The organism is Colwellia sp. PAMC 21821 (assembly GCF_002077175.1).
Lineage (GTDB): Bacteria > Pseudomonadota > Gammaproteobacteria > Enterobacterales > Alteromonadaceae > Cognaticolwellia.
The window spans coordinates 4,839,646-4,854,063 of the sequence record NZ_CP014943.1 but is presented as its reverse complement, the minus strand read 5'-3'; the positions used below and the strand labels follow the sequence as shown (position 1 = coordinate 4,854,063).

The window sequence follows — 14,418 nt, the reverse complement described above, 5'->3', positions numbered from 1 at the left end:
CAGTGATTAATGTGTGGAGTGGTAGTTCAGTTGGTTAGAATACCGGCCTGTCACGCCGGGGGTCGCGGGTTCGAGTCCCGTCCACTCCGCCAATTAATCCAAAGGTTGTAAGTCCTTTCAAAATTTGCAGAAGCAAGAAGTGTGGAGTGGTAGTTCAGTTGGTTAGAATACCGGCCTGTCACGCCGGGGGTCGCGGGTTCGAGTCCCGTCCACTCCGCCAATTGTTTCAAAAGGTTGTAAGTCCTTTCAAAATTTACAGAAGCAAGAAGTGTGGAGTGGTAGTTCAGTTGGTTAGAATACCGGCCTGTCACGCCGGGGGTCGCGGGTTCGAGTCCCGTCCACTCCGCCAATTGTTTCAAAGGTTGTAAGTCCTTTCAAAATTTACAGAAGCAAGATGTGTGGAGTGGTAGTTCAGTTGGTTAGAATACCGGCCTGTCACGCCGGGGGTCGCGGGTTCGAGTCCCGTCCACTCCGCCAATTGTTTCAAAGGTTGTAAATCCTTTTAAAATTTACAGAAATAAATACGCGGAGTGGTAGTTCAGTTGGTTAGAATACCGGCCTGTCACGCCGGGGGTCGCGGGTTCGAGTCCCGTCCACTCCGCCAATTTATTTAAATATTAGGTAGACCCCACTAATTAATAAAAGCCTCAAGTAAAATCCATATCAAAATTTAATATGCTCATCGGATAGTTCAGTTGGTTACCTCTTTGTTAGATAAGCGACCTGTCTTGCAAAAGGTGTGGATTCGAATGCCGTCCGTCCACTTTGCTAATTTATTACACTATTAACCTTTCTTTATATTTATACCAATTGAAATAAATAATCGATCATTTTAAGGCGGTTTAAATCGTCAATAACTGCGTTGTTTTCAATCCCAATAGCCCGGTATTACTCGACAATTGCTCCTGCATTGTTCTACTTACGGGCATCCATGCCCTAATCAATCAAACGCCATATCCTTGAACAATTTATCCTCGCTTAAAATTGGTCAATAACTTATTACATTTGGTATTATACCAATCTGCATAAGCATTAAATCAGATTAATCCAGTCACGATTGCATAACGACATTACTCTTTTTATGTCACTTCTGAAGATATTCCAAGCATTGCTGCATTCATCAACTATATTTTCATAGCCATTAAAACATCTATTGGCCAAGCAGTTTTGTCTTAGCCATTGCCACACTTGCTCAATTGGGTTTAACTCTGGGGAATAAGGGGGTAACTTGATCATGGTTAGATTTTTTAAATCTTCAAATGTGTCTTCCGTATGCCACCCAGCTCCATCCATTACTACAACAGCATATCTACCTTCGGGTGTCGCCTGTGATATTTGTTCTAAATGCTTTTTCATAACGTCTTTATTCATTACAGGTGAGATCAATGCCTCTGTAGCGCCTGTCGAAGGACAAACAGCCCCGAACATGTATGCATATTCGAACTGTTGTTGTCTTACTGCTCTCGGTCTACTACCCGTTTTCGCCCATAACCTTGTTGTTGTATTTTGCTGGCCGAATCGTGCTTCATCTTGAAACCAAACATCAACTTTATCTAAGCTAATATTAAAGGGGATGTTAAGGATCGTTTCCATCTGGAAGCTTTTTAAAAACGTCCTGGACGCTTTGTGATTGCTTAGGATGCTTGGATCGGCTTGTTATCCAGGAGTATCCTAGTTTCTTCAGTATTTTATATACATGATCTCGATGATAATCTATGTCGAATTCTTTTTTGATAAAGGTACAAAAGTCTTGCCCCATAAGTCGACCTCCCTCCGCTGAGCAACTCTGATTTTCAACGTATTGAGCAAGTTGGCTGAGTTGCTTTGGAGAAAGCATGGACGGTCTTCCTTTCGGGCTAACACTATCAAGGCCCGACAAGCCTTTTGAAAAATATGCAGTGACCCAACGATTAACACTTGAACGAGCGACTTTTAATGTCGTTGATATATCGGTTCTGCTCAGACCATCTAAAAAATATGAGACAGCAAGAAAACGCATACGCTTTCGCCCATTTTGTTCCTTTCGTGATAACTTGAGTAAATCTACTGAGGTGAGTTGTTCCAAAACGTGGTATCTGCTTCAAAAATAAATAGCATTAGATCACATCTTTGTGCAGATTGGTATTACTTTGAAATTTCATCGTTAAACCATTACAAAATAATACTTGTTAGCAGATTGGCTTTTTATTTAAGTTAAGTCTGACAATGGACTGGTAACACCGTTTGCACCGCGCTCTATAACATGAGTATATATTTGTGTTGTTCTAATATCGCTATGACCTAATTGCTCTTGTACTGTCCGAATATCAGCACCTCGTTGCAATAAATGTGTAGCGAAAGGGTGACGCAAAGTATGACAAGTGACGTTTTTAGTTATATTTGACTTTCTCGACGCGGTTTTCACCGCCTTTTGAATCACGGTTTCATTTATATGGTGACGCCTTAATTTATTTACTTCAGGGTCTAAAGATAATCGATTTGATGGAAATAAATAATGCCAATTAAGCGTTGTGGCCGCACTGGGATACTTGCGCGCTAAAGCGAACGGTAAGTATACACCTGAGTAGTCAGTATTTTTAATATCTAATACGTAGTAAGACTTTACCAGCGATATTTGCGCTTTAAGTGACGTTACTAGTTCAGTCGCTAGGGTAACTGTTCGATGTTTACCGCCTTTGCCATTCCATACTTCGATACAATGATAGTCAAAATTTATATCTTGTACTCTTAAGCGCACAGCCTCCATTAATCTCAAGCCACTGCCATACATCAATTGACAAAGTAAAAGATGGTTCGTATTTATAACCGACAACAATGCTTTAACTTCTTGCGTGGTCAAAACCGTCGGCAACTTAGGGCTTACTCTAGACTTGTTAAAGCGAAGATCAAGGCTAAGAGGTTTAGATAAAATATGCTTATATAAGTAGTTAACCGAATTTAATGCCAAGGCCTGTGATTTCGGCGCAAGATTTAAACTATTCGAAAGATAGCTGAGAAATCGTTCAACCTCCTTATCGTGACAGTCTTTAGGGTGAATTTTTCCTATGAAAATGATGTAAGCTTTAATCCAGTATAAATAGGACTCAATAGTACGTTTAGCGTAACGTCTAGACCACATTGTTTCTTTAATATGCGAGAGAAATTCAGATTTCATTACTATGCCTTAATAATTTTAATGTATACTGGTTATTTATACAGTATAGTCGTGTTTCCCGCTTTATTGTAGAAAGGCAGATTAAATCTGCCTTTCTACATCAGTTTATTCAATCGTTGATAATAAGTTATTGAATATAAAAATTAAGTTATGTATATTAATTTGAATAAATATTCATTAGATGGGTTTTTCGCTTGTGGAAAGGCTGATTTGATCCGTCTAATACGCTGTTTTATTTCTAGTTGTTTTAAGTGGTTTGAATAAATACTCATATCTCACACACCCCTTATTTTAATTGACAAGTGACCCCTTTGTTGTTTTAAATAGCCTACCTGATTTTTATATAGCATGACTACACTATGTCTACATGCAAAATAACCAAGTCTTTTGTAGACAAACTTACTCTTCCTGAAAAAGGGCAAGTTTTCTACCGAGATTCTGAATTAAAAGGCTTTGCCGTTCGTGTGACCACGGGCGGTAGTAAAGCGTTTATTCTAGAAAAACGTATCAACCGTAAATTAAAGCGAATAACACTTGGTCGCTATCCTGAAATAACGGTTGAAATGGCGCGTAAAGAGGCACTTAAGTATTTAGGTGAAATTGCTACGGGCATAGATCCCATTGCCAAAAGACAGCAAGCACAAGCTGAGCAAACAACCCTATGGCAAGTATGGCAAGATTATCGTCGTGTTAAGTCTTACTTAAAAGATAAAACCTACGTTCAATATGAAATGTATTTGAACGGTGAGTTAAAGGATTGGAAGAATAAGCGCCTCGTTGATATTACAAAAGACATGGTATCGGTACGTCATGGCAAACTATTAAAAAGCCATAGTCCTTCCTACGCCAATACGGCTATGCGCATTTTAAGTGCCATATACAAGTTTGCTAAAGAACATTACGAAGACAATAACGGGTTAAGTTTATTTCCTCACAATCCTGTTGAGCGACTCGGACAAATGAAAGCATGGGCTAAAGAGCCTAGACGCCAAAACATCATTAAACCAACGCAATTAATACCTTGGTACAAAGCACTTCAAGAAATGAAATTTAATGCAGAGGCAGAATCACACCACGTAGGTTCGGATTACATCTTATTTTTATTACTAACTGGTTTGCGAAAAAATGAAGGGGCAACGCTTACATGGGATAACGTTGATTTGGATGAAGGGACTATCCATATTCCTGATACCAAAAACAAAGAGCCGTTAACATTGCCATTATCTGATGTACTGATTGCCATACTAAATTATCGACAACGTTTTAAAATCAATAACTATGTGTTTTCTTCACGAAAGTCACAGTATTTTGCTTATCCAGAAAAAGCCTTAAAGTACCTATGTGAAAAGTCAGGTGTCAAATTTACCTTTCATGATTTAAGGAGGACGTTTATCACGGTCGCTGAATCGTTAGATATATCATCCTATGCCATCAAACGACTCGTTAATCATAAAAGTGGTAATGATGTTACTGAAGGTTATATTATTGCAAACCACGACCGCTTACGAGCGCCTATGCAACGAATAACAGACTTTTTTAAAGAACATTGTCACATCGAGGTGGAAGATATTAATGCAAATTCAGATAAATGAGCTTGATAAAGCATTAACACAATATGTTTATCAAGAGCGAATTACTGACATCGTTGATACGATTAAATCCAGTGAAAGATTATTTAACTCTTTAGATCAATATATCGATTTAACGCATTTTAATAAGTTATCCATATTTTGTGATAATTTTAAATTAACGGATCATTCGATACTCATTCAACAGGCATCTAAAGCGTTTTGGATTGTTGATACATTTAAGCAGGTTACCTTCAATCAAAATTCAGACAATGAGTACTATGGAGAGGTGCTTTTTGAGTGCGTTGATATTTTTGACTTAAGCCCTTTAGAAGCAATCAACCTAAGGTGGTCTACAATTTTTTATTTGATGACAATTGACCGGCTTCATCTGCTTAATAAATTATTAATCGAAGAGATAAGTCTAGAAAAAGCACTCGATGGCCATTCAGTTAGTGATATTAAAATACTACATGTTGACGCTGTTGATTGCATATCAAAAGCTACGTCCTTTCATAAATTAGTCGATGATGGTTGGGTTAAATCTTACCAAGCTAAACTCAATAGAAAAAAACAAACAGATAAAATTATACCACTACAACAAATAGTCTTAACTAAATACATTACCCAACATTCAGATGTTGATATTCAATCAGCGGCAAACGCTATTGAGTGTGAGTTAATCGCAGAATCACATCAAGCAATGTATCTTTTAAAGTCACAATCACGTTTATCTAAAACCTTTGCAGAATGGATATCAAAGCATCTTTCTGGTGAGTTAAAAATACCTGTTTGTTAGCGTCCGTTGGCTAGCCAACGGGTCGCATGTCCTTCTCATTAATTCTTTTTCATTTATCATAGTGTTTGACTAAAACGTCATAACCTTTAAATCAAACCGCCGCTGTGAAGCGTAAGTGAATAAAATGAGAATCAAACTTTTAACCACCAAAGAAACCGCAGAAATTTTAAGTGTTAGCGAAGCTTTTCTTGAGCGTGACCGATGGGCGGGCGCAAGAATTCCATTCATCAAGGTAGGCTCGCGAGCTATTCGTTATCGCCTACAAGATATCGAAAAATACTTAGAAGATAATTTGTGTTACTCAACTAGCGCTTATTAAAAATTAATGTCGGGAGACATCAATATGAAAACCTTATCTACTTTTACCCAAAATGAATCCGTTAACGAAATTAATTCCGTTAACGGAAAAAAAAGCATTATTGAACAATCACAAAATTCCGTTAACGAAAATATCCCGTTTGTTTCTGACTTAACGAATTGCGTTAACGACATAGCGAAATCCGTTAATGTTAACGAAACACCTCGCGCTAAAAAGCTCATTAAAACGAGCACCGCCATTTTAAATACCCAAATGTTGGTTGATGAGTTCGATACAGAAGATAGGCTTGATAAAAAATTCATAACGAAACAACTACAACATATTCCGTATTCGATTCGCATAGTGGCGAAAAATACCTACAACCGATTTTTTAAACTCGATAGCAATGGAAAGTTTCAAGCAAACAGTTATTTAAGAACGTTAGCGGAATTCGCTAAAAATTTGGCTATTGATGTTACTTGGTCTGAATCTCAAATTGAGCTAATAGCGAAATCAAGAGCTGATATGTGCCATTCATATGCCGCGAATTTAGCGCATCAGGGCGAAATGGACGATGACGTTTTAAGTGCATTAGAAAGTGTTTTACTGCAAAACAACATTTCGCCCCGAAAAGGTAAGTACGTATTAGGCGATATATCTCGTTATTGCTCTGATAAGTGGTGGCATAAAAAACTCACAAGATTGCAGAATATAGAGCTAGAAACTTTATCTCAATATGTTCGGATTGTTTCAAAGCAAAGCCAAATCTACCTATCAGATGCAAACTTTCAAAGAGGCCGAGAAAGAAAACGCCGTAACCAAATCTTTTTGGATTCATTAGAAGCCGTAAATGAAAAGGGTGAATGTGTTGACCTTAAAGTATTAGCGGATACCAATACATCAAACCCCGTTAATAGAAGAAACGAGTTGATGACCCGGTTACATGGCTGTGAAGTTTATGGTGATAAACATAATTACGTTGCCGACTTTCTCACCGTTACTTGTCCTTCTAGAATGCACTCAGTACATAACAACGGAAAACCTAACGATAAGTATGACGAGACAACACCAAAGCAAGCCAACCAGTATTTAGGTGGTCAGTGGGCTAAAACTCGCGCGCACCTTGCGAGATTAAATGTAGATTACTTTGGTTTTCGTGTGGCTGAGCCACATCATGACGGTACGCCGCATTGGCATATTTTAGTTTTTGTTAAGCCTAAAGATAGGCATGCGTTAAGAGAAACAATGTCTTACTACGCGTTAGAAGTTGATGGTGACGAAAAAGGCGCTTCAAAATATCGCTTTAAAATCGATCCGATTAATAAAGCTAAAGGCTCAGCCGTTGGTTATATCGCTAAATACATCTCTAAAAACATAGACGGTTATGGGTTAGAAAAAGATGAATATGGCAAAGCATCTAATGAGTCAGCGTTACGTGTTTGTGAATGGTCAAGCTTGTGGGGTATTCGCCAGTTTCAACAGTTTGGTGGTCCACCTGTCACTTTATGGCGTGAGGCAAGACGTTTAGCACTAACAGAAGAAGTTAATATCACACCTGTTTGGATGGCTGCGGATAAAGGCGATTGGTGCGAGTTTATTGAAGCCCTTGGCGGCGTGAATGTTGCGCGTAAAGATTTACCTGTGTCATTAGTTAAAGAGTTTATTGAAACCGAAGGTGAGTATTGGGAGCCAATTGGCTATGTGGTCGTAGGGCTTAGTTGTGGTGGTGAAATATACTCGAGTCGAGAGCATACATGGACTAAACGAAGAAAAGAAAATGTCTGCTCTTTGGAATTAGGCGAAAACGAAGTTTGAGTTACCTTGGAGTTCTGTAAATAACTGTACTGGAATAATATATAGGTAGGGAAATGATAACGAGGCTGTAGAATTTCTCTTTTAGAAAAAACAGTCTCAAAATTTATTAAAAATTAAGCCTCAAATTGCGTTGCTACGCGAATTCTGAGGCTATATTTCACTAGAAAGTGAACTTTAAAGACAGTATGAACACAAAAATCGTACGCCATTATTTACTTTGGAGTAATTCTACAGCCTCAACGCCACGTTAAGCGGCAAAAAATTGTTGGCTAAAATTGTGAACGGAGTGAAACAGCCAACTGTTTTTTGTCCGTTTGAACGCCTTATAGCAGTGCTGAATGCTACTCACCGTTTATTTTCTTGTTACGTTTTGCACGCCATTTATCAAATTCCTCTTGAAGTGACGAACCTGATTTTGCTGCATAAAATCTCGCCAGAGACATGGTTAATGCAATTGAACCTAAAACAAGATTAAAAATAGAGCTATTAATAATGCCTGTATAAATAAGAAATACAGCAACAATAGCAAAAAATATTTGAGCAAACATAAAACGTCCTTTTATAAATACTTCCGATGCAGATTAATAAACTAAATATTTTAAGCCTGCTAACGCTTTGCTAAGCGGCTAAAAATGGCTGGCTATAATAGCGAGGAACGAGCACAGCCAGCTGTTTGTGTCCGTTTGAGCAACTTGTTATGTTTACACTTACTAAATAAATTTTATATAAATGCATTTAAAGCATTACTTAATGAATGAACAAGAGTTGTGAATATAAATGCGATATTTATACCGTGTTTTTTTTCTTGTTTATAATAACAGTACGCGAAAACAACACCTGCAAAAAATGTGAATGTGAAACGATACCAACCACTTCCAACTTGAATTAAATGATATGAACCAAATAAAGCAGCACTTATTAAAACGAAATAAAGCCCGGTAATTTTAATTTTTTTACACAAATAACTAATGATGACACAAAAACCAATAGTCTCAAAAATTGGCGAAAAAACCAATGGAGATAATAAATTATCTATCGTTTTATCAATATTTTGATTTCTAAAGACTAGGGAATATGACCATTGTTTCGTCACCATCGAATTATGGATAAATATATAAAGGGTTGTGATTAATTTAGTGGAAAAAAGTGTTAACACAGAAAAAAATAATAATTTTTTTAATTCAAAAACTTTAAAGTTAACCATATACAGCCTTGTAAACATAACGAGGCTGTAGAATTTCTATTTTAGAAAAAACAGCCTCAAAATTTATTAAAAATTTAGCCTCAAATTGCGTTGCTACGTGAATTGTGAGGCAATATTCCACTAGAAAGTGAACTTTAAAGGCTGTACTAACACAAAAATCATACGCCATTTTTCAGTTTGGAGAAATTCTACAGCCTCAACGAGGCTGTAGAATTTCTCTTTTAGAAAAAACAGTCTCAAAATTTATTAAAAATTAAGCCTCAAATTGCGTTGCTACGCGAATTCTGAGGCTATATTTCACTAGAAAGTGAACTTTAAAGACAGTATGAACACAAAAATCGTACGCCATTATTTACTTTGGAGTAATTCTACAGCCTCAACGCCTCACTAAGAGGCAAATAATAGTTGGTTAAAATAAGCGACGAAGGAGCAAAAACCAACTGTTATTTGTCCTTTTAAGTGACTTGTTAGCAGTACTTAAGCCACTAAATAATTAATTACTATTTTTATTTGGTGAAATATTCCAAGCTGCTAAAAGACGCCAAATAGCCGCATCAATCTCCCTTGCTCTATACATATTTTGTTGTTCGGTAAACCATTGAATTTCAATGCCGCCATAGATAAACTCTTGGCTGTAAACTAATATGTTACTTTTCCCTCCTGTTGATATAGGGAAAGGTGAAACATAAAAATGGAATCCTGATATTGAAGGATAAGTTGAATGACCAAAACAGCGTTTTCCGCGATCTTTATCATTAAAAAGGTAACAATCTAGCCTATCTTTTGTTTTTTTTGAGCTAATATCTAATTCTTTCATCAACTGACCTTCAAAAAGTTGCTGAGTATTATCAGAGCCACGTGGATACTTCAAAAAAACTTTCACTTGGTTTGGATCATCCATCCCCTTGCTGCCACCAACAGGGCTCGTATCTGTCGCCTTTGCTTTAACGCCATTCAACATCAAATTAAACTCAATAAAGTGTATTGATTTAACTGCATGTATTTTTGAGGCATGGTCTGCCTCATAAGCAATGCGCTCTTGTTCGGTAAATTTAGGGAAAGGCTCTGGGTCATAATCAATAGGAAATTGACCGATAAAACGCTCATACTCAGGTTCGTAAAATCTATGGTCTGTTCTTGGGGCAGATATTGTATGTGCTCGTCGTTGTCCCAGCTTGGCTTTAATAATGAGCTCTGAGTTGTGCTTCCATATCACTACATCGCCTTCTTTGGGGACAGGCGGCGCCTGCCGGCAACCACTTAGGTTTGTGATACAGATAAACAACAGAATAGGCATCAATAAACAAAATACAGGGACTGTTCTAACCTTTAACATTTCAATATCCTTATTTATTATATGCTCCATGCAATAGGTACTGCTAACGCCTAATTAACAGGCTAAAAATTGTTGGCTAAAATAGTGAGCGCAGCGAACCTAGCCAACTGTTTTTAGTCCTTGTTGAATTTCTTGTTATGTTTTGATGCCTCGTATTTCTCAGCGATCTTCTCTAAAGGTGTTTTTTTACCCCTGAAAAATTGGACCATATTAACCAAAGCAAATCCCTCGACGAATTGTGCAATGACTACAAAAACAAGTAATAACAAACCTAGTAACTCTATCAATTAGCGCTCCTTTTTAAAGTCATCTTTAACATCTTTAAGCTGACGAAATAAATAAATTGTTAAACCTAAATGAATACCAGCATGTAGAAAATTATTAGTATACAAAAAAGAGGATATTACTAAAGTGCTTTCACAAATTATAAATTTTTGGAAAATATTCAACTAGCCCCCTTAAAAACATAACGAGGCTGTAGAATTTCTCTTTTAGAAAAAACAGTCTCAAAATTTATTAAAAATTAAGCCTCAAATTGCGTTGCTACGCGAATTCTGAGGCTATATTTCACTAGAAAGTGAACTTTAAAGACAGTATGAACACAAAAATCGTACGCCATTATTTACTTTGGAGTAATTCTACAGCCTCAACGCCGTTTTAAGCGGCAAATTGCAGTTGGCTAAAATAAGTGAGGCACGAACAAAAAGCCAACTGTAATTTGTCCGACTTGAAAACACTTGTTATGTGTATTTACTCATACTGATGAATATTTAAATACCACTCTCTAAGCTCAGATAAACTTATACTTCTGGGTAAAGGATTATTCTCAATAAATTTAGCCATTAAATATTGATTAATATATGCCTCCCCAGTCCGTCTGGGATGATTTGCAATCCAAGAGTTATAAAAATCACTTTCAACACGATAGTGATGAGAATGAATAAATCCAGACCACAGTGTTTGTAATTCATTTTCATTTCGAATATCTATTATCTCAAACTCTTCCATATTTCGGTCATCGATGCTTCCCCAGCCACTTTTGAACAATTCAATTGCACTAGCGTCGGATGTAGGAGCACCATACCCGAAAACGGTTACCATGAACGAAGCTTTTAAATAATGCCTAATAGCTTCCCATTGTTTTTCGATAAAGGGATCTTGGTCATAATGCTTTTCACCAATAGGATATAATAATTTTGATGGGATAATTTCTTTATAGCAAACAGAACAACTAGAACCATTGAGCGCCATATGGTGGTTTTCAATACACGAGCCCATTTTTACATTACCATGTAAAAATATTGGTTGCGGTGGGCGAATAAAGTCCATATTCCTTTCTATAGCTTGAGCTAAGAAAGGATCCCAGTTAAAGGTCGCAATAATATCTTTTTGGCGTAATGATAAAACTAAATGATCATAAATTGTTGGTTCATCTGGTAGCTCCATCGATGAAAAGTAATTATATACAATACTCTCTAACTCTTCCCTAATAGGTATAAGCTTTTCTTTCTCATAAATAGCTGAATAGATATCTTCAAAATTATTAGATTTGAATGAAAGCCCCGTGCTTTTTATCAGTTTTTCAATGCCTAACGTTTCAATGAAATTATTCATTAATGGTAATTTTTTACCATTCTTATCACCGTCAGGAAAAGCAGCATAGCTAGCACCTGCACCTAGGATAACAAGATGTGGTTTTTGCATTTCAACTTGCTTAATTTCTTCTTCCTTAAAGACTTCCATAACCTAACCTTTAGATACACATAACAATTTAATAGTGCGCAACTTGCGCACTTTCCTGCGGTAATGTTGCTCACTTTCCTATTTATGTTATTTGTAACAAATAACATAAGACTTTGCCACTTAAAGATTTTGTTAATTTAAGTATAAACATTTGTCGCATTAAAATGACCCATTTGCGCATTTACTTGAATAGGGGAGAAAACAAACTAAGCTGTATGGATGCACAGTAATTATTTATGGTTAATTATGAAAACAAAATCACCTTTTTTAAATGGCATTGTTGACTACATGCTAACAAGGCAATACTCACTGAGAACTGTCGAGACTTATTTAACTTGGATAAAGTCTTTTATTAATTTTCATGATAAACGCCATCCTGCTTCTATGGGAGACAACGAAGTCGAAATGTACCTTGAGCACTTGGCGCTTAATGCTAACGTATCACCTAGGACTCAAGCCACAGCATTAAACTCCTTGGCTTTTATGTATAAACATATAATTAAAAATGAGCTGTCATTAAATTTAGATTTTGCACGCTCAAAGAGGCAACCTAAATTACCTGTTGTTATGACGAAAGAAGAAGTTTCAATGTTATTGGGAAAGCTTGGAAAGCGTTACTATTTAATTGCTGGCTTAATGTATGGGAGTGGCTTACGTGTTATGGAAGCGGTTCAATTACGTGTTCAAGATATAGATTTTGATTATAAATGTATTAGGGTCTGGAATGGTAAAGGTAAAAAACATCGAGTAGTCACTTTGGCTCCTGAGTTAATACCTATGATTAGAAATCAAATTATCCAAGTAAATGAATATTTACAGTTAGATAGTAATAATAAGCAATATTCAGGGGTGTGGATGCCAAATGCTTTAGAGAAAAAATATCCAACTGCAAATAAGACACTGGCTTGGCAGTATTTATTCCCGTCATACAAATTGAGTGCCGACCCCGAAACAGGTGAAATAAGGCGTCACCACTTTCACCATACGGGCATTAGAAAAGCAGTGAAAATGGCAGTTAAAGACGCTAACTTAAAAAAACTAATTACACCGCATACATTACGTCATTCTTTTGCTACACATTTATTACAAAGCGGGGCTGACATAAGAACGGTTCAAGCTCAATTGGGTCATTCAGATATTAGAACTACTCAAATATATACTCATGTATTACAACAAGGTGCAAACGGGGTTACTAGCCCTTTAAGTAATTTGTTGTGATTTAATAAAGTAAAACATAGAGTAAGCTACTGACTGGTTGTAATAACCAGATGCGTGATTTACATTAAGCTAAATTTTTAACGTACTGTTTAAAAATAATTTTTATGATAGAAACATGAGAATTAGAGTTTAACATGACTACATAATGACTACACGATACGATGAATTTTCTATAATTATATGATTATAAATAGAAATTAAAACAATAAATAATAATAAGCTGTTATGTACTTTGGTCAAATATCTTGTTATCAACATATTTAAAGGAAGTGATTTATGTTAAAAAAACTACTGGGCTTAGCTCCAAAGTTAGAGTCGGATGGTTCATACTCTCCTTCTAAGGTTGCTTTGAAACTTGCAACTTCCGATAGAACTGATTACAAAAAAGTCCCATATAGCCCTATTGAAGGCTCAAAGCTGAAGATTTTGGTTTTAGCTACTGAGCAAAAGAATATGAAAATGCAAAATGGGAAGTTGTTCTCTACTGGCAACCACCCAGTAGAAACCTTAGTCCCAATGTTACACCTCAAAGAGGCGGGCTATGAGTTTGATATTTCGACACCTAATGGAAAGCCTGCTGTAATAGAAATGTGGGCGTTCCCTAGACAAGACGTGCACGTTAAAGCTATTTATACGGAATATAAAGACCGTTTTGAAAAGCCGATGAGTCTGAATGAATTGGTAGTAGACGGATTGAATATTGAAGACTATGCGGCGGTGTTTATTCCCGGTGGTCATGGAGCAATGCTCGGACTTCCCGAAGATGATGTCGTAGGCTCAGTCTTGAATTGGGCACATGACAATGGAGTATTTACTATTTCAATTTGTCATGGTCCAGCTGCATTTTTATCTACGCTTATCAACGGCAATGACTTCTTATATCAGGGGTATAAAATGGCAGTATTTCCTGATTCTGTCGACGCACAATCTCCATTTATTGGCTATCTTCCAGGTAAAATGCCTTGGGGTCTAAGTGAAAAGCTGAAAGAGCTAGGGGTGAACTTAGCGAATAGTAAGGCTGACAATACAGTGTGTCGAGACCGCTTGCTAATTACAGGAGCAAGCCCATTAGCCGCTGATGCACTTGGGAAATTGGCCTCAGAGACGCTAGCCTCAGTACGTACATAACAAATAAGAATAGGTGTCGCGTAGCCGACACCTTATTCGGGTGTTGGACAAGCCCGGAGCCTGCTTTATATAGTAAATAGCGTGATTGATTTTCAAGGTGGGTTGGCCTTGTATGTAAATACAAGGCGCACTGAGCCAAAGCGAAAAACCTGGGT

At 36.9% G+C, this 14,418-nt stretch carries 12 protein-coding genes and 5 tRNA genes; 11 read left to right on the top strand and 6 right to left on the bottom strand.

Features of this window, described 5'->3' with window-relative positions:
* Positions 1 to 15: 15 nt before the first annotated feature.
* From A3Q33_RS20420 to A3Q33_RS20400, 5 genes are all read left to right on the top strand, one after another.
* Positions 16 to 92: transfer RNA gene (locus tag A3Q33_RS20420), tRNA-Asp, on the top strand.
* A 51-nt stretch (positions 93 to 143) separates the two neighbouring features.
* A tRNA-Asp gene (locus tag A3Q33_RS20415) sits at positions 144 to 220 on the top strand.
* A 52-nt stretch (positions 221 to 272) separates the two neighbouring features.
* Positions 273 to 349 (top strand) — tRNA-Asp (locus A3Q33_RS20410).
* Between the two features lie 51 nt (positions 350 to 400).
* Positions 401 to 477: transfer RNA gene (locus tag A3Q33_RS20405), tRNA-Asp, on the top strand.
* Between the two features lie 50 nt (positions 478 to 527).
* A tRNA-Asp gene (locus A3Q33_RS20400) sits at positions 528 to 604 on the top strand.
* A gap of 428 nt (positions 605 to 1,032) precedes the next feature.
* Here the strand turns inward: A3Q33_RS20400 and A3Q33_RS20395 are convergent.
* Positions 1,033 to 1,999 (bottom strand): IS630 family transposase gene (locus tag A3Q33_RS20395; RefSeq protein WP_502687237.1). Its coding sequence is split into 2 segments (ribosomal slippage): positions 1,033 to 1,600 and positions 1,599 to 1,999, totalling 969 coding nucleotides; the frame shifts between segments, so codons are not numbered across the junction.
* 189 nt (positions 2,000 to 2,188) lie between these two features.
* Positions 2,189 to 3,154 (bottom strand): integron integrase, encoded by a 966-nt coding sequence (locus A3Q33_RS20390; RefSeq protein ID WP_081182067.1) that lies wholly within the window; start codon positions 3,152 to 3,154, stop codon positions 2,189 to 2,191.
* A gap of 359 nt (positions 3,155 to 3,513) precedes the next feature.
* On the opposite strand from A3Q33_RS20390, the gene A3Q33_RS20385 reads away from it, so the two are divergent.
* From A3Q33_RS20385 to A3Q33_RS20370, 4 genes are all read left to right on the top strand, one after another.
* A complete protein-coding gene (locus A3Q33_RS20385; protein ID WP_081182064.1) occupies positions 3,514 to 4,746 on the top strand; it encodes a tyrosine-type recombinase/integrase in 1,233 nt (410 codons plus the stop codon).
* Positions 4,727 to 5,521: a hypothetical protein gene (locus A3Q33_RS20380; protein WP_081182062.1), complete on the top strand. Its 795-nt coding sequence runs from the start codon at positions 4,727 to 4,729 to the stop codon at positions 5,519 to 5,521. The genes A3Q33_RS20385 and A3Q33_RS20380 overlap by 20 nt, the downstream gene beginning before the upstream one ends.
* Before the next feature lie 124 nt (positions 5,522 to 5,645).
* On the top strand, positions 5,646 to 5,840 hold the full coding sequence (locus A3Q33_RS20375) for a helix-turn-helix transcriptional regulator (protein WP_081182059.1): 195 nt from the start codon (positions 5,646 to 5,648) through the stop codon (positions 5,838 to 5,840).
* 24 nt (positions 5,841 to 5,864) lie between these two features.
* Complete coding sequence (locus tag A3Q33_RS20370) at positions 5,865 to 7,634, top strand: replication endonuclease (protein WP_196798017.1); 1,770 nt, start codon at positions 5,865 to 5,867, stop codon at positions 7,632 to 7,634.
* Positions 7,635 to 7,975: 341 nt separating this feature from the next.
* Here the strand turns inward: A3Q33_RS20370 and A3Q33_RS20365 are convergent, their stop codons facing one another.
* The 4 genes from A3Q33_RS20365 to A3Q33_RS20350 all read right to left on the bottom strand — a co-directional run bounded on the left by A3Q33_RS20365 (position 7,976) and on the right by A3Q33_RS20350 (position 11,917).
* Positions 7,976 to 8,182 carry a hypothetical protein gene (locus A3Q33_RS20365; protein WP_081182054.1) on the bottom strand — a complete coding sequence of 69 codons (207 nt, stop codon included), beginning with the start codon at positions 8,180 to 8,182 and terminating at the stop codon, positions 7,976 to 7,978.
* A 173-nt stretch (positions 8,183 to 8,355) separates the two neighbouring features.
* The gene (locus tag A3Q33_RS20360) at positions 8,356 to 8,838 is read right to left on the bottom strand and encodes a CPBP family intramembrane glutamic endopeptidase (protein WP_196798016.1); all 483 of its coding nucleotides are present in this window, start codon (positions 8,836 to 8,838) and stop codon (positions 8,356 to 8,358) included.
* Between the two features lie 493 nt (positions 8,839 to 9,331).
* Entirely contained in the window at positions 9,332 to 10,174 is an 843-nt protein-coding gene (locus tag A3Q33_RS20355) for a hypothetical protein (RefSeq protein WP_081182048.1), read from the bottom strand.
* Positions 10,175 to 10,924: 750 nt separating this feature from the next.
* Positions 10,925 to 11,917: a hypothetical protein gene (locus tag A3Q33_RS20350; RefSeq protein ID WP_081182045.1), complete on the bottom strand. Its 993-nt coding sequence runs from the start codon at positions 11,915 to 11,917 to the stop codon at positions 10,925 to 10,927.
* 246 nt (positions 11,918 to 12,163) lie between these two features.
* On the opposite strand from A3Q33_RS20350, the gene A3Q33_RS20345 reads away from it, so the two are divergent.
* Both A3Q33_RS20345 and A3Q33_RS20340 read left to right on the top strand, forming a co-directional pair.
* Positions 12,164 to 13,135: an integron integrase gene (locus tag A3Q33_RS20345; RefSeq protein WP_081182835.1), complete on the top strand. Its 972-nt coding sequence runs from the start codon at positions 12,164 to 12,166 to the stop codon at positions 13,133 to 13,135.
* Positions 13,136 to 13,588: 453 nt separating this feature from the next.
* Complete coding sequence (locus A3Q33_RS20340; RefSeq protein WP_231295738.1) at positions 13,589 to 14,263, top strand: DJ-1/PfpI family protein; 675 nt, start codon at positions 13,589 to 13,591, stop codon at positions 14,261 to 14,263.
* The last annotated feature ends 155 nt before the right edge of the window (positions 14,264 to 14,418 follow it).

Coding starts and splice junctions, on each gene's coding strand:
- A3Q33_RS20390 (WP_081182067.1), bottom strand. CDS start 3,154: ATGAAATCTGAATTTCTCTCGCATATTAAAGAAACAATGTGGTCTAGA.
- A3Q33_RS20385 (WP_081182064.1), top strand. CDS start 3,514: ATGTCTACATGCAAAATAACCAAGTCTTTTGTAGACAAACTTACTCTT.
- A3Q33_RS20380 (WP_081182062.1), top strand. CDS start 4,727: ATGCAAATTCAGATAAATGAGCTTGATAAAGCATTAACACAATATGTT.
- A3Q33_RS20375 (WP_081182059.1), top strand. CDS start 5,646: ATGAGAATCAAACTTTTAACCACCAAAGAAACCGCAGAAATTTTAAGT.
- A3Q33_RS20370 (WP_196798017.1), top strand. CDS start 5,865: ATGAAAACCTTATCTACTTTTACCCAAAATGAATCCGTTAACGAAATT.
- A3Q33_RS20365 (WP_081182054.1), bottom strand. CDS start 8,182: ATGTTTGCTCAAATATTTTTTGCTATTGTTGCTGTATTTCTTATTTAT.
- A3Q33_RS20360 (WP_196798016.1), bottom strand. CDS start 8,838: ATGGTTAACTTTAAAGTTTTTGAATTAAAAAAATTATTATTTTTTTCT.
- A3Q33_RS20355 (WP_081182048.1), bottom strand. CDS start 10,174: ATGTTAAAGGTTAGAACAGTCCCTGTATTTTGTTTATTGATGCCTATT.
- A3Q33_RS20350 (WP_081182045.1), bottom strand. CDS start 11,917: ATGGAAGTCTTTAAGGAAGAAGAAATTAAGCAAGTTGAAATGCAAAAA.
- A3Q33_RS20345 (WP_081182835.1), top strand. CDS start 12,164: ATGAAAACAAAATCACCTTTTTTAAATGGCATTGTTGACTACATGCTA.
- A3Q33_RS20340 (WP_231295738.1), top strand. CDS start 13,589: ATGAAAATGCAAAATGGGAAGTTGTTCTCTACTGGCAACCACCCAGTA.